Source organism: Bacillus sp. V59.32b (assembly GCF_003429085.1).
Taxonomy (GTDB): domain Bacteria; phylum Bacillota; class Bacilli; order Bacillales; family DSM-1321; genus Peribacillus.
Map to the genome: position 1 here is coordinate 1 of NZ_QVTC01000029.1, position 19,647 is coordinate 19,647.

At 41.2% G+C, this 19,647-nt stretch carries 19 protein-coding genes and 2 pseudogenes; 5 read left to right on the forward strand and 16 right to left on the reverse strand.

Annotated elements, in window-relative coordinates; translation table 11 throughout:
* Positions 1-133: 133 nt before the first annotated feature.
* Positions 134-946, reverse strand: coding sequence for a proline dehydrogenase family protein (locus D0463_RS07605; protein WP_117306783.1), 813 nt, complete (start codon positions 944-946; stop codon positions 134-136).
* Positions 947-1,013: 67 nt separating this feature from the next.
* A complete protein-coding gene (locus tag D0463_RS07610; protein WP_117306784.1) occupies positions 1,014-1,634 on the reverse strand; it encodes a LysE/ArgO family amino acid transporter in 621 nt (206 codons plus the stop codon).
* Positions 1,635-1,760: 126 nt separating this feature from the next.
* Between D0463_RS07610 and D0463_RS07615 the strand changes: the two genes are divergently transcribed.
* Positions 1,761-3,209: an aminotransferase-like domain-containing protein gene (locus tag D0463_RS07615; protein ID WP_117306785.1), complete on the forward strand. Its 1,449-nt coding sequence runs from the start codon at positions 1,761-1,763 to the stop codon at positions 3,207-3,209.
* Positions 3,210-3,251: 42 nt separating this feature from the next.
* On the opposite strand, the gene D0463_RS07620 is transcribed toward D0463_RS07615, so the two are convergent.
* From D0463_RS07620 to D0463_RS07630, 4 genes are all read right to left on the reverse strand, one after another.
* A complete protein-coding gene (locus D0463_RS07620) occupies positions 3,252-4,676 on the reverse strand; it encodes a DUF4179 domain-containing protein (protein ID WP_117306786.1) in 1,425 nt (474 codons plus the stop codon).
* A complete protein-coding gene (locus D0463_RS20230) occupies positions 4,669-4,929 on the reverse strand; it encodes a sigma factor-like helix-turn-helix DNA-binding protein (protein ID WP_367946570.1) in 261 nt (86 codons plus the stop codon). The genes D0463_RS07620 and D0463_RS20230 overlap by 8 nt, the downstream gene beginning before the upstream one ends.
* Positions 4,920-5,201 (reverse strand): sigma factor, encoded by a 282-nt coding sequence (locus D0463_RS20235; protein WP_367946571.1) that lies wholly within the window; start codon positions 5,199-5,201, stop codon positions 4,920-4,922. Before D0463_RS20235 ends, D0463_RS20230 begins: the two co-directional genes overlap by 10 nt.
* Before the next feature lie 475 nt (positions 5,202-5,676).
* Positions 5,677-6,402, reverse strand: a complete 726-nt coding sequence (locus D0463_RS07630; RefSeq protein ID WP_254052736.1) for an MOSC domain-containing protein — start codon at positions 6,400-6,402, stop codon at positions 5,677-5,679.
* A gap of 176 nt (positions 6,403-6,578) precedes the next feature.
* Between D0463_RS07630 and D0463_RS07635 the strand changes: the two genes are divergently transcribed.
* Positions 6,579-6,977 (forward strand): GNAT family N-acetyltransferase, encoded by a 399-nt coding sequence (locus tag D0463_RS07635; RefSeq protein WP_117306787.1) that lies wholly within the window; start codon positions 6,579-6,581, stop codon positions 6,975-6,977.
* A 257-nt stretch (positions 6,978-7,234) separates the two neighbouring features.
* On the opposite strand, the gene D0463_RS07640 is transcribed toward D0463_RS07635, so the two are convergent.
* Together D0463_RS07640 and D0463_RS07645 are read right to left on the reverse strand one after the other, a co-directional pair.
* Complete coding sequence (locus tag D0463_RS07640; RefSeq protein ID WP_117306788.1) at positions 7,235-7,951, reverse strand: SDR family oxidoreductase; 717 nt, start codon at positions 7,949-7,951, stop codon at positions 7,235-7,237.
* Between the two features lie 169 nt (positions 7,952-8,120).
* Positions 8,121-8,549, reverse strand: coding sequence for a cell wall hydrolase (locus D0463_RS07645; protein WP_117306897.1), 429 nt, complete (start codon positions 8,547-8,549; stop codon positions 8,121-8,123).
* A 325-nt stretch (positions 8,550-8,874) separates the two neighbouring features.
* Between D0463_RS07645 and D0463_RS07650 the strand changes: the two genes are divergently transcribed.
* Positions 8,875-10,245 carry an amino acid permease gene (locus D0463_RS07650; protein WP_117306789.1) on the forward strand — a complete coding sequence of 457 codons (1,371 nt, stop codon included), beginning with the start codon at positions 8,875-8,877 and terminating at the stop codon, positions 10,243-10,245.
* Between the two features lie 43 nt (positions 10,246-10,288).
* On the opposite strand, the gene D0463_RS07655 is transcribed toward D0463_RS07650, so the two are convergent.
* The 5 genes and pseudogenes from D0463_RS07655 to D0463_RS19840 form a co-directional block, all read right to left on the reverse strand.
* The gene (locus tag D0463_RS07655; RefSeq protein WP_117306790.1) at positions 10,289-10,672 is read right to left on the reverse strand and encodes a YkvA family protein; all 384 of its coding nucleotides are present in this window, start codon (positions 10,670-10,672) and stop codon (positions 10,289-10,291) included.
* A gap of 29 nt (positions 10,673-10,701) precedes the next feature.
* Positions 10,702-11,595 (reverse strand): DUF4349 domain-containing protein, encoded by an 894-nt coding sequence (locus D0463_RS07660; protein WP_117306791.1) that lies wholly within the window; start codon positions 11,593-11,595, stop codon positions 10,702-10,704.
* Between the two features lie 206 nt (positions 11,596-11,801).
* Positions 11,802-11,927: a hypothetical protein gene (locus D0463_RS20080; RefSeq protein ID WP_301950631.1), complete on the reverse strand. Its 126-nt coding sequence runs from the start codon at positions 11,925-11,927 to the stop codon at positions 11,802-11,804.
* Between the two features lie 48 nt (positions 11,928-11,975).
* Positions 11,976-15,515 (reverse strand): bifunctional 2',3'-cyclic-nucleotide 2'-phosphodiesterase/3'-nucleotidase, encoded by a 3,540-nt coding sequence (locus D0463_RS07665; protein WP_117306792.1) that lies wholly within the window; start codon positions 15,513-15,515, stop codon positions 11,976-11,978.
* Positions 15,516-16,034: 519 nt separating this feature from the next.
* Positions 16,035-16,292, reverse strand: a pseudogene (locus D0463_RS19840) (flotillin family protein); the annotation flags it as partial.
* A gap of 189 nt (positions 16,293-16,481) precedes the next feature.
* On the opposite strand from D0463_RS19840, the gene D0463_RS07675 reads away from it, so the two are divergent.
* Both D0463_RS07675 and D0463_RS20085 read left to right on the forward strand, forming a co-directional pair.
* Positions 16,482-16,700 carry a DUF3006 domain-containing protein gene (locus tag D0463_RS07675; RefSeq protein WP_117306793.1) on the forward strand — a complete coding sequence of 73 codons (219 nt, stop codon included), beginning with the start codon at positions 16,482-16,484 and terminating at the stop codon, positions 16,698-16,700.
* 52 nt (positions 16,701-16,752) lie between these two features.
* Positions 16,753-16,887 carry a hypothetical protein gene (locus tag D0463_RS20085; RefSeq protein ID WP_301950632.1) on the forward strand — a complete coding sequence of 45 codons (135 nt, stop codon included), beginning with the start codon at positions 16,753-16,755 and terminating at the stop codon, positions 16,885-16,887.
* 41 nt (positions 16,888-16,928) lie between these two features.
* Here the strand turns inward: D0463_RS20085 and D0463_RS20385 are convergent, their stop codons facing one another.
* The 3 genes and pseudogenes from D0463_RS20385 to D0463_RS07685 form a co-directional block, all read right to left on the reverse strand.
* On the reverse strand, positions 16,929-17,738 hold the full coding sequence (locus D0463_RS20385; RefSeq protein WP_483295725.1) for a methyl-accepting chemotaxis protein: 810 nt from the start codon (positions 17,736-17,738) through the stop codon (positions 16,929-16,931).
* Positions 17,739-17,879: 141 nt separating this feature from the next.
* A pseudogene (locus D0463_RS20390) lies at positions 17,880-18,182 on the reverse strand (HAMP domain-containing protein); the annotation flags it as partial.
* Between the two features lie 146 nt (positions 18,183-18,328).
* On the reverse strand, positions 18,329-19,555 hold the full coding sequence (locus D0463_RS07685) for an MFS transporter (protein ID WP_117306797.1): 1,227 nt from the start codon (positions 19,553-19,555) through the stop codon (positions 18,329-18,331).
* Between the last annotated feature and the right edge of the window lie 92 nt (positions 19,556-19,647).

The window sequence follows — 19,647 nt, forward strand, 5'->3', positions numbered from 1 at the left end:
ATGGTCATGGAATCTACTCGCTTTCCGCGGACGAACTGGCAAGCCTCCTCACTCGTACCTCACTGCGGGGTCTTGCCAGCCCGTTTTTCCGCAGGAGTCTCGCAGATTCCCTTCCCAATAACAACATTATCGTTTAACAGAGCCTTTTAATTAAATCCGGTCTTGCTCCATCAAGCATTTCAACTTCCACTGTAGAATGTGCTAAATAGCCTCGCTCGATGATTTGCCCAAGAAGCTTTTCATCGTGGGTCGCGATCGAAATAGGCTGATTTTCAGCTATGCTTTCTGCAATAAATTGAAGATAACGATTGTCCAGTTCTTCTGAGCGTGGGATCATAATATCCAGTGGCTCCTGGTAGGCTCCCTTCACAATTCTAATTTTCCCTGGATAGTGGAACAATTCATGGAGATCATCTAAAGAACGCTTTAAATGCACCTGTAAAGTAATCCCGACATTGTCATAAGAAGAAGCAACCTGCTTATAAATATCTAATATCGGTTCGGTCTTTTCTGATTCCTCCATGCTGATCATGAGATTTAAATGATTCCGTTTGGCTTCATGCGCCATTTCCTCTATATGTTTTAAAGCTAATTCCCGATCAATCGACATTCCAATATGAGATAAATCGAATGACACTGTGGATTGAATGCCTTCTTTGCCTAACTCCCTTATCAAGGAAATAAATTCTTCTTTCGAGGCGATGCACTCCTCTTTGGACCTGGTGTTTTCTCCTATGTATTCTATGGAAACAAAATAATCTTTTTCGATAAGCTCCTTTACTTTATTGATTCCTTCCTGCCTCTTCTCCCCCGATACAAACCGTTTTGCGGCACGCATAAATAATGGATATAACTCCGGAGATTCCTGAATGTATTTTTTAATATCTTCATTTCTGGCAACCGATTTTAGCGCTTTCGAAAACCTGGTTTCATCTTTGGAAAACACAAATTTCCAACCCCCTTCATGAATTATCTAATAATTCTAACATAAGAGAAGCTCGCACTGTTTTAATTTAAAATTGTTTTAACAACGATGAGCCGATATAGATAGCTGTACCCCACATCACAATCGCTGAAATCTTATTTAAAACGGTTAAAAACCGTCCGGACTTATCCAGTTTTCCGGTTAGTCTGCCCGCAATCCCTAAACCAAAGAACCAAATCCATGAAACAACTATGCAGGCACAAGCAAAGGCGAGCTTTTCTGCTCCGGCATAAGCTAATGAACTTGTTCCGATGACACCAACTGTATCGAGAATAGCATGAGGGTTAAGTAATGATACAGACATGGCAAAAACAATTTGCTTTTTAGGTGAAAGCATCTCGTTTGTCTGCTGCTGTTCACTAGCAGGCTTGCTTCTCCATATAACAAACCCCATATAAATTAAGAAGATAATACCGGCCGTCATCAGAATTGTTTTTAGCCAAAAAGAGCCTAGCACAAGGACTGATACTCCGAGAACGGCCAACGAAATTAAAAAAGTATCACAGATCGACGCTGTAATAATAACTGGCAGGGTCTTTAAAAATTTTAGCTGTGTCGCCCCTTGATTGAATATAAAAACATTTTGTACCCCTAACGGGAGAATGAGCCCAAATGCTAAAATGGCTCCATGAAGAATGGCTTCGAACATGTTTACGCCTCCTGATTGTTGATTGGTTCCATTTTAGTGGATAAATTTGATTACGTCTCCAACCAATTGGATGGAAGTTATCCCAACCAATCTATTATAATAAAAGAAAATGCAAGGAGTCATAACATGCCAAAAGAAGAATGGGTTCCCCGCAGATCTTCATCAGTTTCTCTGCACCAACAAATTTATGAATATATGAAAACGAAAATCATGAACGGTGAATGGACGGTCGGAATGAAGATCCCCACGCAACGGGCTCTTGCCGATACATTTAAAGTGAATCGGAGCACCGTTGTTTTTGCTCTGGATGAATTAGCCGCGGATGGATTGATTGAATCAAAGGTTGGACAAGGGACACGTGTTGTCAACAATACTTGGAGCCTGATTGCCGCCGTTCCACCGCCCGATTGGAACAGCTATGTCAAGTCTGGCAGCTATCAGCCTAATATCAAAATCATCCAGGAAATTAATGAAGCGGAGAAAAATCCTGACTTCATTCGTCTTGGCACCGGTGAGCTGTCACCGGAATTGCTGCCAGTAGCAAAGATGAAGGAAATATTCCAAGCAAACTCGGCACGCAGCTTTTCCCTCGGATATTCAGAACCAAAAGGCAATCTGTACTTACGAGAAATGATAAGCGAGCATCTAAAGACAAAAGGAATCAAGACTTCTCCTTCATCGATTTTAATTGTTTCAGGGGGACTGCAGGCATTGCATTTAATATCCCTTGGTTTGTTACACCGCGGTTCCACCGTTTTCCTTGAAACACCCTCGTACCTGAATTCGGTTCATGTGTTTCAATCAGCGGGTATGAATTTATTAGGAATCCCGCTAAATGAAGAAGGAATTATAACCGATTCAATCGGCCGCTTAAAAAGGCAGCACAACGGAGCTTTATTATATACGATTCCTTCTTTTCATAACCCAACAGGTATTTTAATGTCTGAAGGAAGACGAAAGGAACTGCTGAATGTTTGCAAGCAAGAAAGGCTGCCCATTATCGAGGATGATGTGTACGGGGACTTGTGGTTTGAAAGTCCGCCGCCCGCTCCTTTAAAAGCCATCGATGACCAGGGGCTTGTCTTGCATATTGGCAGCATGTCCAAAACATTGGGCCCCGGCTTGCGGATTGGGTGGATCACCGGACCCGAACCTGTAATAAACCGGTTAGCAGATATTAAAATGCAGACAGATTACGGCTCTAGTACTCTGTCACAATATGCAGTCGCCGAATGGCTTTCAAATGGTTTTTATGAGGAATATTTGATAGAAATAAGAGCTGAATTGAAGTTCCGCAGAGATTACACTCTTGACCTGCTGAATAAATATTTTAGAGATTTAGCAAGCTGGAATATCCCCGAAGGCGGCTTTTATATTTGGCTTCGTTTAAGGCAAGAAGTGTCGATTCCAAAGCTTTTTGAAAATGCCTTAAAAGAAGGGATTTTGCTTAATCCAGGAAATGTGTATGACCGCAACGACGGGCAGCATCTCCGTCTGTCGTATTCGTATGCCTCATTGCCGGACTTGGAAAAAGGGTTGATGCGGCTTGCGGAACTTATTTATGAATACAAATGACTCCTATCCTTTTTTGGGATAGGAGTCAAGTCCGGAAAACGATCACTTGTTATCCCGCTTAGGGAGGTGAATCGTAACAGGTTCCAAATCTTTTACAACTACATTTAAGTGATTAAAATCAAAGCGCAGCATTGTTTCCTCTAATCTAAAGTCTTCAATTTTTTCTTCTCCGTTTAAGTTGAATTCAGATTGGAAGTGAAATGTCTTTTTATCCAATAGTGTTACTTTGTTTGATGTAATACCGTGATTTTCTGGAGGAAATGGATTTTCTTCATTAATCAAATCCAGATAATTTTTATCTATTAACGTAAAGGCACCTGACAGATTATCGTTCATTATATCAAAACTATGCTTCGACATTTTAGCGGACAGTCCCTGAAGTTGATAATCAAGAATCAGCTTGTTTCCTTTTTGTATGATCTTATTTACTTTAATTCCGTGGTTCGTCCGCTTGCTCTTTAAATCGAAGGAGCTGACATCCAGGAGCTGTTCCTCTGTGGAATCCATAATGCTGACTGATGGATAAAAGATAATGGATGTAACATCATTATCAATCTTATCAATCATTCTTCTTGAAGTTACATGATAGCCATCCGTTTCTTTGGCTTCTGCATAATTTGTCGCATTGTCAAGATACAATATACGCCCATTACTATCCTTCGCTTTTCCGATATGGATATGATCTTGTTCATAATCCGAAACCACCTCATAAACGACGGATGAAGATGCCTGGGCCGTGATCAATTCCTTGAATTTCAGCTCGATTCCATCTGCCGGATAAGATTTTGATTGATTGATTGCTAATGTGCTGTATTTCTTTTGTTTGATTGGAATGTCAAAATTCCAATCGCCTTTTGATCCATTAATAGAGTGAATCGTTACCGGAAGTGTGAAATCTTCTTTGATCGTTTCATAAGGGTATAACATGGTCCATTTGAAATCATAGCCGTTGCCTGTTTTCCTCACTTCTTCAGAACCACTTAACCAGGGATCATTGTCCCCTTTATTGTGCTCAAAGTTCTTATCAAAGTTGACCTCATCTTCCCCATTCATCTTCCAATTTACATCCCCGCTCACATGGCCCGTGACTGACACGATATTCCCATCAAAGTAGGCGCTCGTCAATTTGACAGTTACGCCATTTTTAGTGACTGATTGATTCAGCTCCGTGACCAGGCTTTGTTTCGCCAGACTGTATCCCATCGAATCGCCAAACTCCCGGTATAGATCCCCGATAAACGGCGCTTCGGCCAATACCTGATTCATTTTCGGACTCACAAATCCCGAGCCGAACGTAATTCCAACAAGAGAAGCAGCAGCTATAGAGCCGAAGAGCATTTTTCTTCTCCTTGAAAAAGGCTGAGGTTTCTCATCAGCTTTTTTCATTCCTTTATGGATAGCATCAAACACTTCATCTGTAGGCACATCGATTTTATCAATGACGGATTTGACTAACTTTTTATCCATAGTTCATCTCCCCTTTAAAAACTTTTTTTAAAGCTTCCTTTCCTCTGCTTAAATACGTTTTCACTGTTCCTTCCGGGATCTCCATCATTTCACTAATTGTTTTAATGGAATAGTCGTAATAGTAAAAGAGAATGATTGCTGTCTGGTAACCCTCTTTCAGCTGGCCGATTGCTTCTAATAACATCATAGAATCGATATGTACGTAATCACTGTTTGACATCATGTTATACATAATATCTTCTGTTAACGGCACAACATTTTTCTTTTTTCAATAACTTGGCCCGAACAACGAATGATGATTTTCGTAAACCATGTCATGAAATACTCCGGATTCTTTAAGGTGTGGATTGAAACCAAAGCCTGATAGGTTGCTTCTTGAACAATATCCAGGGCATCTTCTTTATTCCGGACATATAAAAAAGCCGTGCGGTACATTTGTTCATGATGTTTCATAATTAATTGTTCAAAAGCTTTTTTATTTCCCTTGATCGCTTTTTGAATTAATTTATGATTTGGACCTTTCATCTTTTCAACTCCCTTCAAACAATTAGTGATGAAATCTTAGGAAAAAGTTTCAAAAATATATAATCAATGATATATAAGGAGTTTGTAACCGACTGACTATGATTTTACAGCCAGTCCCAGTTTTATAGATAAAATTTCCTATTTTTCATAAAAATCCTAGTTATCATTTAACATATAAAATAATTGTCCGATAATAATTTAGTAAGGTATGATATTTTTACGCTAAGTTTACAACTTTTTAAATGGTTATTAAAAACTATTAAGTAAAATCATAGTCGTACCCATAGTTGTCCGGGCTTGTATACACTCTGGTTTCAGATTTATAAAATAGTGAGTTTGTGGCTAAGATAACAAGCTCGGTCAACGACTAAAAAAACTGCAATTACAGCATATAAAAAAGCCAAAGAAAGATTATTTTCTTTGGCTTTTTAATTTTTCTTTGAGGACCTGAAGGTTGCATTTAAATAGAGCCCTATTAGATTAAAACAATTTCATCACCTGTATGAACTTCACCTGTTTGTACGACCGTCGCATACACACCAAAATAATTATTGCGTTCTCTCACTACTGTTTTTAGAAGGGTCTTTTCCATTTCCATTGTGTCAGGATGGATATTGATAATATTGCATCTTTCGCAATGTCTTTTGATTTCAAGAATAACGTCCCCGATTTTTATTTGTTTTCCGAACAGGGTGTCTTCTAAAAAAGGGGTGTCATCATGTAATGAAATAACCAGGTTTGGCCGAAAACGCCGAAAATCGACTTGCTTTCCCCACATTTCTTCTAACTTTCTTAGCGAAGCCTCATTGACTAGTAATATATGCTCTTCTTCAATTGCCCCAATTGGCACATGACCGGGAGAGAATACTTTTTGATAGATGTGGGATTGGCCGGATAAAGTTTTCATTTCTTCCAAACATTCATCATCGTCCCAATAGAACTCCCTTCCGTCCGGGGCAGCAATCTTAACGCGCGGGAACTGATCATCTTTTTCTTCCCCTTCAAATTGCGCTTTATAAGCCAGCATTTCCGGAATGTACGTTGCCATCAAGTATTTTTTGCGCCTCGCTTCATCTATAAACACATGGCTTCTGTCTCCATATAACCCATAATCCTGAACCTTGCTTTTGGCAACACTCTCGCCATGAAACGATTTAACAGGGTAACGATAGATTTCTTTTATTAGGCCTATAGAGTCCACTGAGCACCAACCTTTCAGATTGTTTGTATACAATTACTATAACAAAACTAGGGAACTATGACTTTTTTAATAAACCCTTCATCAAACTGGCACTATTATTTATTTCATATCTGGCACTTATCTTAATACCAGTTTTCAAATATAATGAAGCCATTCTATTTTAGGGGGAATGAATATTGAATATTTCATACAAAACAACCACAGAAATCAGATCAGAGGATCTTTCAAGAGTGTTTAAAGCTTCAGGGATTAGACGGTCATTTGATGACTTGCCTCGGCTTCAACGGATGATCGACAATGCGGATATCATTATCAGTGCCTGGGATGATGGGAAGTTGATTGGAATTACCAGGGCGATAACCGATTATTGCTATTGTTGTTATCTATCAGACTTGGCAGTGGACAGTGAATATCAGAATGAGGGGATTGGCAAAGAATTAGTTCGATTGCTGCAAGAGCAGCTCGGTGAAGAAGTAACTTTGTTGCTGTTGGCTTCCCCTGTTGCCATGGAGTACTACCCCCGTATCGGATTTGAAACAGTTGATAATGGATTTAAAATCACACGCAAGCGGTGACCCCTTATGTTCAGGGCTGGCATCGAGCACAAATCTGGATAATCGAGCATAAATTTCATTTATCGAGCACAAATCTGAATATTCGAGCACAAATTTCATTTATCGAGCACAAATAAATGCGAACAATAATTTTTCAATTTCCGAACACAAAATGCAGAAATTGATGAAATTTCAAACAGACATCTCTTAATTTCATAAGAAAAAGACCGCTCCTCAATTTAACAGAGGCAGCGGCCCGTACTTCAAATTCAGTTAAGTTATACCAAACGTGCTCCCCCGTCGATAAGGATAACGGTTCCGGTAGAAAATCCGTTTTTCGCCAAGTAGACATAGGATTCTGCGATGTCTTCAGATGTTGCTACACGGCCAACTGGCAGCTGCTCAGCTATCCCGTTATACATAGCCTGACGTTGCTCTTGTGGCATCCCGCCGTACATTGGCGTATCAACGATTCCAGGTGAAACAATGTTTACCCTTACAGGAGCAAGATCTACTGCAAGTCCGCGAACCAATCCTTCAAGCGCCGAGTTAATCGCCGCTAAAGTTGAAGCACCCTTAGGAGGCCGCACACCGTACACACCGGAAGTTAACGTGATGGAACCCGCTTCATTCAAAAACGGGATAGCAGCCTTAACGGTTATGTACTGTCCCCAGAACTTGCTATCAAACGCAGCTTTTGCATCGTTAACAGGCAAGTCGCTAAATTGGCCCATCGCCCCTTCCCCTGCCGTAACGACTAAATGATCAAATTTCCCTACTTTATTGAAAAAGTCTGCCAGTTTCTCATCGCTGCGAAAATCGACTTCATAAGTTTCTACACCATCACCAAGACTCTGTTTTGCCTCAGAAAGCTTCGATGCAGAACGGCTCGCAATAATGATTTGGGCGGATTCCTCAAGGAATGCCTTGGCTGTTGCCAATCCAATGCCGGAAGTACCCCCAACAATGACGACTCGTTTGCCTTTCAATAACATAGTAAAAACCTCCTTTTATATTTCTGGTGATTAGTCTATCCAATTTGCAATACTTGAGACATCTTAGAGCAGTCTCCAGTAGACTATATTTTACTCGTGCCTTACCCATAAAGAAAATAATCTGTTCATAGACAACCAAAAAGGAGCTGCAGCACAGCTCCTAGACAAATTAATAGGTATTATAAACATTCTCACATTCGGCCCCTGTTGGCTGATAAAAACAATGGAGCTTGTAACGTCCAACATGAGGCTGATTATACCAGGTAGCTGGACAATCTCCCGGCGGCCTGAAGTACCATAGAGCATATTTTGCCGGCCATATTCTCTCACCATTTACTGCCCGGCGTGCCAGCCTTCTTTCACGTTCCCTCGGCTTCTGATAAAAGTATCCTTTTTGGACAGCTTCAAAAGCGTGGGGCTGATAAATCATTTGAGGAACAGTCCGCAGCCCTTTAAAATCTGAACAATTCGCCCTTATTCGGTTTATTCCTACATTTCCGATGAGCAGCATACCCTGTTGGCCCTCTCCCTCACCCTCCGCTCTTAGCAATCGTGCCAATAAATCAATATCGGTCTGCGTGGTTTTTACAACTGCCATCCTTCCACCTCCGCTAAATATTCCCTTTATCATATTCCATCCCGCCTGAATGATGACCCATAAAAGGAAAATACTAATGGCAGCTGCTGTTTTTTTATGTTTAAATAATTTTATTATCAATTGGTCTTAAAAATTTAACTGAATTTTCCTTAAATTAAAGGATATATACCTATTTCCCTCGTTTACTCTTTACAAAATAATATTTTATTAATATTATTTTTATTATAAATAATGAAAAAATATCGTTTAAAAAGTGAAAGCGATTTCCGAAAAAGCTTCTATTTCTATTAACATCGCAGTTAACATTCAAACTAAGGAGAATCGTATGCAAAACAACAGAGAAGAGTCACAGTTACATAGAGGTTTGGAACAGAGACATATTACATTAATGTCGCTCGGCGCAGCGATTGGAGTCGGTCTGTTTCTTGGTTCCGCCGATGCAATTAAACTTGCGGGGCCTGGGATTTTGTTAGCTTACGCGCTTGGCGGCCTTGTTATTTTCTTTATTATGAGAGCGCTTGGTGAAATGGCCATCAAAAATCCCGTTGCCGGTTCGTTTAGCCGTTATGCCCGGGATTATATTGGACCGCTCGCAGGGTTTATCACCGGTTGGAATTATTGGTTTTTGTGGATTGTAACATGTATGGCTGAAATTACGGCAGTCGGAATCTATATGCAGTACTGGTTTCCTGGTACGGCGCAATGGGCCTGGGCTCTTGGTGCATTAGTGATCATGGTAACGGTTAATTTCCTGGCAGTCAAAGCATATGGAGAGTTAGAGTTTTGGTTTGCTCTCATTAAAATCGTAACGATTGTATTAATGATTATTATGGGGCTGGGGATCATCCTGTTTGGCTTTGGAAATGGTGGTGTTGCTACGGGGTTTAGCAATCTTTTTAGTCATGGCGGTTTTTTCCCGAATGGCATCTCAGGCGTATTACTTTCTTTCCAGATGGTTATGTTTGCGTATCTGGGCATTGAAATGATTGGGGTAACAGCGGGGGAAGTAAAAAATCCGACAAAGGCGTTATCTCGCGCGATCGATTCCGTATTCTGGCGTATTTTGATATTTTATGTGCTTTCGTTAACTGTCATTATGGCCATTTATCCATGGAATGAAATCAGTCCGGAACAAAGTCCGTTTGTAATGACATTTGAGCAGTTAGGGATTAAAGGAGCAGCCGGTATTATTAACTTCGTTGTCCTTACCGCCGCTCTCTCTTCCTGTAACAGCGGCATCTTTAGCACGGGACGGATGCTTTTTAATCTGGCACAGCAAAATGAAGCTCCAAAAAGCTTTGAAAAAACAACAAAAAATGGGATCCCCGGCATCGCGATAATCGTCTCTGCCGTTGTATTACTATTCGGTGTTTATCTAAACTATATCGTTTCAGAAAAAGTGTTCAGATGGGTAACAAGCATCGCTACTTTCGGAGCCATCTGGACATGGGGAACGATACTGATTTCCCATATTCTATACCGGAGAAGAATGGTGGAAGAAGAAAAAAGGCAAATAACATACAAAATGCCGTTATATCCGTTAAGTTCCTATATTTCATTAGCATTTTTGGCGTTAGTCATCGTCCTGATGGGCTTTTCCGAAAATACAATTATCGCCCTCATCGTCGGTCCGATATGGATTATCCTGCTTGTAGCATGTTACTTTGGATTCGGATTAAATAAACGAACAAATTGAATAGCTAACACCTCCCGGTCAAACGATCAGGAGGTGTTTTTCCTTAGCTAAAAAAATAATTATATAATAGGCGAGCGAGCCACAAGAACAGTAGAAACCATAAAATTAAAACAGCCCCGCCCATAAGCCAATTTTTCGGTTTACTGCCTTTTTTGTCTTCCACATGCGTCATTGCATCTGCGAGCACGTCGCCGGGCATTAATTTTAACGCAATCATGATCCCAAAAGGGACGATTATTATATCATCCAGGTACCCAAGGATTGGGATAAAGTCTGGAATAAGGTCAATCGGGCTGAAGGCATATGCCACTATTAAAGCGGCGAATATCCTAGCGTACCAGGGAGTTCGCTTATCTTTATAGGAAAAATACACGATCAAAATCTGCTTCTTCAATGCCCTTGCCCAGTCATTTATTCTTTTAAGCAACAGTTCTCATTTCTCCCTCTTACTTGTATTTATTCTCTTCTCTTCTTTCTTATCCTTACTATATAGTAAATGAGAAATGCGATCACGAAAAGAATGATGAAAACCGGGAGATTTCCGATGAAGAAGACCGTGATGCCTGAAAGGACAGCCATTAAGAAATTAATGCTGCCGGCAAATTGTTTTTTTGTTTTTTCCCATGTATTTAAGTCTTTTTTATCAATAGTTGGCACGACTACTTTTTCCTCAAAAGTATTGATTGTCACAGTGGCATATGCCACCTGGTTATCGAGGAACTTCATTCTACCAACGATTGTCTCTATTTCTTCCTGCACATTTGCGAGATCACCCGAGATCTTCAGAAGGTCCTCGGTTTTTTCTGCTTTTTGCATGAAGTCCAGCAGCCTTGCCTCCACTGCTTTTTTCGATTTGAGGCGTGATTCCAAATCGACATATTCCTCCGTGACATCCTCGCCTCTTACATTTCGTTCAATGACCTTTGCCGCTGTTGCTTCAGCCTCGCTCAGGAACTTCTGAAAGCTTTTCTCGGGCACCCTGGCTATCACCGTTCCATTCAGATAGCCCTGATCTTCGCTGAACACATTCGATTGCACAATATATCCACCGTACTGTTTCACCTTATCCTCGAGCTTTACATGATGTTTTTCGAGGTTTTTCACTTCCAACCGCAGTTCCGCATTATGAATCACCTTTCTCTCGGTTGCGGCAGGTTCACTATCCTCTTTGACTGTTTCTGCTTTTCCTTCCCCCTCTGAGATGTTCTCGGTTGTCTTACTTGAATCCTTCAGGTTTTCTGTTTGCAAGTCCGGCTCAGCTTTATCGCTCGATTCATTGTCTCCTGAGCAGGCAACCAGCAGGAGCAAAAAAAGAAATGCGAATGCAGCAATCACGTTTCTTGATTTCATTCTATTTCCCCCTCTTTTATTAGAAGAGACGAATAGAAAGGAAATTAGTTACAATTTTCCCCAAGAAAAGCACAAGCGTCTTGCAATAATTCTAGCTTGCGTCTTATTTCGATAACCGCCGGAAGATTATGTTGCCTGAATGTCACGCTTTGTTGCCGCTTCTCCTATTTTTGTTGCCGGGACAATGAAGATTGTTGCCGGAATTTTCATTTTGTTGCCACCGCAAGATTCGTTGCCTGTATGTCCCGTTTTGTTTCCACTTCCCCTATTTTTGTTGCCGGGACACTGAAGACTGTTGCTTCTATTTTCATTTTGTTAAATATTCGTTGCAAAAAAATAACCCGGGCGGCTAAGCCTCCCGGGTTATTTTTCTGCTTCACTTATTTATTAATATTTACAATTCTACCTTCAACAGAAGCAGTAATCTTGCCGCCATTGAATGTCTTTTTCACATAGTTCACAAATGCGTCAAGGTCTGGGGAGCCATAGGTTCTTTCTTTCCCTTTAAGGACGAGATAGTTATCGCCGCCGCCAGCCATGAAGTCATTCACTGTTATGGTATACGTTTGTGCATCTTCAATTGGTGTGCCGTCTGCCTTGGTTAACTCAACAACCCGTTCTGCGACTGGTTTGCTGAAATCAGCTTTATATTTCAAGCCGGAGATTTGCAGCGTTTTTGGAGCGCCTTCGATCGTCCATTGCTGCTGCAGCAGTGTTTTGATTTCGGCTCCTGTTAGATTCAGCTTTACAAGCGTGTTCCCGAAAGGTTGAATCTTAGCTAGTTCGGCATACGTGATTGTTCCTTGAGGAATATCCGCGCGGATGCCTCCCGGATTCATGAATGCGAAATCGGACTTCAGATCGTCTCTCATGGAATCGGCAATCAGGTTTCCGAGGGCTGATTCTGCATTATAAGCATCCGTTCTGGTGATTGGTGCATCAGTCGTACCAAGCGGTTCCTTAAGTTCAGGGAACATATCGAGATACTTGTTAATAAATGCTGTCGTTTCCGCATGAGGAGTAACGCCGGCATGGGCGACAGTCACAATTTCAGCAGACTTTTTCACGATATCATTTGTAATCGGGTCGATTTCAAAATCAACATCTGCAATCGCCGTTCCATAAGAGTAAGCCTGAACGATCAGCTTGTTGTCGACGACATTGTTCAATCTGGCATGGTTGTCGCCTGCAAAAATGATGTCCACTTCGTCGTCGATTGAGTTAGCAAGCTCGGCCACCTCGCCTGAAACAACGCCATTTTTGTCACTGCCCGGGTCATGGGACACAACAACGATTGATTCTACCCCTTTATTCTTTAGCTCCGTTACTGCTTTGTTGACAGCAGGAGCTTGCTCGATAAATTCAACTTTTTCAATCCCGGCCGGAGTTACTTTTGAAGGTGTCGCGTTTGTTACCACACCAATAAATCCGACCTCTTGGCCGCTAACCTTTTTAATGACATACGGGTCAAGAATTGGCTTCTTTGTATCCTTGTATACTACATTGGCAACGACATAAGGAAAATCCAATCCTTCGAATTCAACATCGGAATTTGGTGCCTTTCCGCCATTGATTTGCGCCATCAGCATGTCGACGCCTTTATCAAATTCATGGTTTCCGACCGTACCAACATCGAACCCCATATCATTCAGGAACTCAAGTGTAGGCTTGTCCTGAAGCTTGGAGGATACCGGGCTACTTGCTCCAACAGCATCCCCTGCCGTAACCAATAATGTGTTTTCTGGATTTTCCGCTTCCCGGTTCTTTAAATAAGTTGCTAGGTAATCCACACGGCCCTGCTTCACTCCTCCAAATTCAGAGGTTGTATCCAATTGTCCGTGAAGGTCATTGATTCCTAACATTTGTACCTTTACATTTTCCGGCTTCTCGCCTTTTAGATCGAATTTGAAAATACCGAAGCCCTGATCATTTGTTCTGTTTGTATAAGAAATCTTGCTGTCTGCATTTAAATAGTTTGCTCCTTTTGGAGAAGAAGTGAATGTTACATTTACATCCCCGTAGATAGGCGCGATAGACCAATTGTTATCAGCAGTCGGGTTGATTTCTTTTACCTCTGTGATGTAGTCCATTAAGATCTGGCGGTTTTCATCCGCTGAATCTACAACATACTCGCTGCCCTTCACGCCAGGGAAGTTTCCTCCGCCGGAAGCGCGGTAGTTATTCGTGATGACGACGAATTCCTGATCTGGATTTACAGTTTCACCGTTATACTTCAGATTCTTAACACGGCTGGATTCAGAGATTTTCGTTCCCTTTTCATCATAGCGGGCAGGCTTAGTCACATCTACCTGATAAGTAACCCCATCGATCACATCAAAGTTGTAAGCCTGAAATTTACTGTTTAACAGCTCTTGCTCCTCTTGTTTAGCAGGGTCGATTGTATTGAATTTGCCTGCAGACATCTCGATCCATTCTTTGACGACAGAGCCTTTTACTTTAATCGCTTTAAGCGTATTGTCATAGAGATATAAATCTCCGGCGCTTCTGATTGTCAGGTCGCCTGTTTGTATTTCCGTAAACTCTTCCACACCGTTGCGGCCCGCTTTGAAAGGCGCTCCAACGGAAAGGATTGGCAGGTCTTTATATTGCGGTTTGTTATTCGTAATATACTTTTCTACATACCACTTTTGCGCATTCGTTACGACCTGCACGGATGGATCGTCCTGCACAAGTGCAAAGAAGCTGTGAATCGGTGCAGTTGTCGTTCCGATTGGTGTATTTACATATTTAACGGTCGCGTCGTGGTCTGCTTTAACGGCTGCAACGATCGCTTTATCTTCCTCTGCTTTTTTGCCTGTTGTTTTATCGAATACAGTACGGTTAACGGATTGGGAATTAATCACTTTCCATTTCCCTTTTACACGCTCTAAGTCCAGGTCGATAATTCCAAGGTTTCCGCCGCCGTATCCGGCTTGTACCGCAGGAACACCGTTAATCGTCCCTTTATTATTGTCAACTCCCGGCAGCACTTTTCCAGTGCTATCTTTAAAGAGAACGTCGAGCGCACTTTCATTTGCAGCAGGGAAAACCTTATGCGTATGGGAGAACGTAATTGCGTCAATTCCCGGTACCTTGCTCAATGAATAAATAACATCTTCAGTGTTATTCGTATCACCGCTAAAGCCGGAGTGAGTTAAGGCGATGACGACATCAGCGCCTTTTTTCTTCATTTCTGGAATGTATTTTTGAGCTGATTCGACGATCCCTTTAGCAGTCACTTTGCCTTCGAGATTGCCTTTGTCCCAATCCATGATTTGCGGCGGAACAAATCCGATATACCCAATCTTTACTTTATGTTTTTTACCTTTTTTGTCTGTTACCGTTTTTTCATCTATTCTATAAGGTTTTACAATATTTTTATCATTATGAGGGTTCTTGTCACGATCCTTGGCATAGACATTGGCATTCACATAAGGGAAATTAGCATCGTTTATGGCCTCTCCCAGATATTCCAAGCCATAATTAAACTCATGATTTCCGAATGTAGCAACGTCGTAGCCCATTTGATTCATCGCTTTGTATACAGGATGGACTTCCCTTTTTTTCAGAGGATTCACTTTCGCTTTATACGTCCCCAGCGGTGTTCCCTGGATTAAGTCTCCGTTATCAACCAGGACACTGTTTTTCACTTCTTTTCTTGCCTGTTTGATGAGAGTCGCTGTCCGGGCTAAACCGACAGAATCAGATGAAGCATTTTTGTAATAATCATAGCCTAAAAGATTCGTGTGGACATCAGTCGTCTCCATGATTCGCAATGAAACTTCGGAGCTTGAACGAGGGTTGTACTTTTGGTGTTCATTTTTACCCTGGGCAAAAGATGGTACAGCAAATTGAGTGGCTATCAATCCAAATGCTACGGAAGAGGCAACCCATTTTTTCAAATTATGCTTAATCGACATATCCTCACAATCCTCTCAAAATAGTAAAAACCTAGACTAATATATCATGCTGAAGAGAAATTCGGATAAATATTTTAATAATTTCATAAAATCGGATAATTTGTATCAGAGGTTTTTCTTTTTTTATGAACAATTGTATTTTTAGTAGGTATATATAGCTAGTGTGCAGCAATTAAAAAGGTCCCTCTTTTCATTCAAGAGACACCTTTGTCGTTTTTGAAGATTTATTTTGATCCTGCGAGGCGAACAGATGACTTAAGCGCAATGATGAAGGAAAGAGGCATATAACGACCACTTTCCTCATATGGCTTCGGCATGATCGTGGAAGATATCATGGCGGTGATGCAGCTACGCACATGAACCCGGACTCCCATTACTTAACTGAATCCTGAGCGCAACGAAAATTTAGCAAAAGCGGATAATGAATATAACAAGAATCCATATTAGAAATTTGAAAAAGGCCTAATCCCTATATAAGGATTAAGCCTTTTTAAAAAATTTCACTGCAAAATTACAGTTCTATTGTTTCTTTCCTTTTGTTTCTTCTAAACTTGCAGCAGTAGTCATGCTTGTTTCTACCAGCTCTTTTTCGATAGCATGTCTGGCCGGGTATGCATCCCGTTTGCCCGCGAAGTTTTCGATCAGTTCCTTCACATCGATTCCCGAAGAGGCTTTTAACGATTCCTGCAGTGCAGCCATTAAGTTTGTCGCATACCCGGTCACTTTATTGGCACCGCTGTTCGGCCCGCTGCTTCCGGTATCAACCACCGTGATTTCATAGTAGGAAATGTACATAGGATATTATCAGAAAAGAAAGTAAAGTCTCTTATCCGGTTGTTTTGTTCAGCAACTAATCATTTCCTTCATTTGGAAAAGAGGGAATATCCTCTCGATTGTTTAAAATTGAACCTAAAACGGGAATAGCATGGCTAAATGAATAAAAATGATGAATAGGAGCGGATAAATATGAATGAAACAATGAAAGGGATCATCGACCGCTTTGAAGGAGATTATGGAATTGTCACAATTAATGGTGAAGCAGAAGGCTTCCCTATCAATCTTTTCCCGCTTGAATCAAAGCCAGGCGATGTCGTCGAAATTGAGGGAACGATCATAACGGTAATGGAGGATGAGACGGAAAGGCTGCGCCTTGAAATGGAAGATATATTGGACGATGTCTTGTAGGAGATCTATACGGCAATGTTTTTTCTAAAAATCTGATGGGGAGAGGGATTATATGAACGAAGATAAAAGAGACTACGAAGCTGAAAATATGACTGATTTAGTCCGTATCATTAATTCAAACAATAACAGCACTAAGATTAACAAAGTTCTGGATGAAAATAAAACTGTGCCGACAAAGAAAAAATAGGAAATAAAGAAGGAGGCCGTGCTCGGCCTCCTTCTTTATCATCAAATCTTAAAAGTATGAATCGTTGATTTCATTTCACCGGCCAATTTTGCAAGTGATTTTGAAAAGGCGCTCATTTCTTCCATGGATGCAACCTGCTGTTCTGTTGCAGCCAACACGCTCTGCGTAGCTGATGCAGATTCAGCGGCTACATTAGAAATATTATCCATTGAGCCTACTGCCAATTTCGTTCCTGCTGCCATTTCCTGAATAGCCGCGGAAACTTGTTCGATCTGACTGGAAACAGAGTTGATAGAAAGCTGGATTTGAGTAAATGAATCACCCGCCCCGCTCATGACCCCAATTCCTTCTGTTACTCCGCTGTTTACTGATTCCATCGTTTCGACAACTTGTTGTGTATCATTCTGTATCTGTGTAATGATTTCACCAATTTGCTGTGTAGCATTGCCTGATTGCTCAGCCAGTGTCCGTACTTCATTGGCAACAACAGCAAACCCTTTACCCTGCTCCCCTGCACGAGCCGCCTCAATGGCTGCATTTAGGGCAAGCAAGTTGGTCTGAGCGGCAATTTGCGTTATGACATCGACTATTTTGCCAATTTCATCAGACCGCTCTCCAAGGCCTTTCACAACTCTTGAAAGCTCGTTAACATTGGTATGAATCGAATTCATCTGCCTGCCGGCCAGTTGGATGGAATTCGTTCCTGTGTTAGCCTTCTCTAACGATTCATTGATACTATCCGTCACTGTTACGGCACTCGTTGCAACCTGTGAAAGGCCCGCAGACATTTGATAAATAACATCAGATGCTTGACCGACTCCCTGAACCTGGCTTTCAGCACCTTGTGCCATTTCTTCAATCGTATTGGAAATATGGTCAGTAGCCTTGGTTGTTTGTTCTGCTCCCTGCGATAGCTGGGCCGAGTATTCATTAATCTCGTTCGAGGCTTTCTGAACATTTCGAAGAACATGGCTCCACGCCTCGACAGCACGGTTGACGCTTGTTGCCACTGACTTCAATTCACCTAAATTTTCATCACTCAACCTTTTTTGCATATTGCCGTCAGCAATTGTTTCTAAATACTCATTAATCGACTCTATCGGTTTAATAAATCTTTTGTGATTCAAGACCGATGAAAGAACTCCGACAACGGCACCCATAATGGTTGTAGACAAGATGTTCACCCAAAAATGCCAGCCCTGTATATCATTAAATAAATTAATGAACAAGCCGATTAGCGCCGTAGCTGGTATTACCACAACACTTGTCCTGATAATATACTTTAACAGACTCATAGCAATTCCCCTTTCTGTATTATAACAGACCCACTAGGTAATTTATATCATATATGACAATGAATTTCCATTACTTTTTTCATAGTAAGGGGAATATGTCAGAGAAAAGACCGGGCCTATTATATTAGAAGATGCTGTAATGACTGCTAGATTTTCCGAATACTTTCTTTTTCTTCTCCTCTGACAGTTTGATAGCTGACCCCAATAAAAAAACAGGATAAGACAGCTAATATTAGCAAACTGCTTATCAATCCGATGACACCAAACCAGCCGTATTGTTGTAAAAATAGTCCTCCAAATGCCCCAATAAGACTTGAGCCAGCATAATAGAATAATAGATAAAGCGACGAAGCCTGGGCCTTTTCGCTTTTATGGGCAAACAATCCGACCCAGCTGCTTGCGATTGAATGTGCCCCAAAAAAACCAAACGTAAAAATGGCGAGCCCTGTAATTTTCACAAACAGAGGATCACATATTGTTAACAGCGCACCGACTCCCATCAGAAGAATTCCAGATAAAGTAACCTTTGTTCGGTTCATCCGGTCTGCGAGTTTTCCCATCCATGCTGAGCTGAATGTTCCAACAAGATAGATGATGAAGATAAAGCTTAGCAATGTCTGCGATAAATTGTATGGATCCTTCATCAAAGGAATTCCGATATAATTATAGATGGTGACAAAGGATCCCATCAGTAAAAAACCAAGCAAATACAACAGGAAAAGCCCTCTGTTTTTAAAATTATGAGAAATAGATGTTTTCAATCTACGAATGGATATGTTGCTTCGTCGATTCTGATGTTTGGATTCCGGCAACAAAAACCAAAACAAAACGCTAATACCTAAACTCAGAAATCCGAGGCACCCTATTGCTACATTCCATGTGAAATAGTCAGAAATTGTACCTACCAGCAACCGGCCGGCCAGACCTCCAATGCTTGAACCACTCACATAAATCCCAATCACGTACCCTAAATTCTTTGGATTGAATTCTTCATTAATATAAGCCATCGCAATGGATGGGAACCCTGCTAATACCGCTCCCTGCAATGCTCTTAGAATAAGAAGCAAATGTAATTCTTCAGTGAATCCGACGCAAATCGATAGAATTGCCGAAAGTACCAAAGAAGCAGCCATGATCTGCTTCCGGTCAATATTTTCGGACAAAAACGAGAGAATCAGCAGGCAAACAGCCAGAGTTCCCGTAGCGACGGATAGCGTCAAGCTTGCAGTGGCCGGGGTTACCTTAAATTGCTCTGTAAAAATAGGAATAACAGGCTGGGTGCTATATAAATCAGCAAATGTTACAAAACTGCCTAGAAACAAAGCAATAATCGTTCTTTTATATGACTTGCCTGCCGGCTCAATATAATCCATTACCTCTCAGACCTTTCTTTTTACTCAGGTATTATTCATGTTAATACGATTGCGCCTGCCTGTCTAATGGTGGATTGAAGGATTTATTTAAA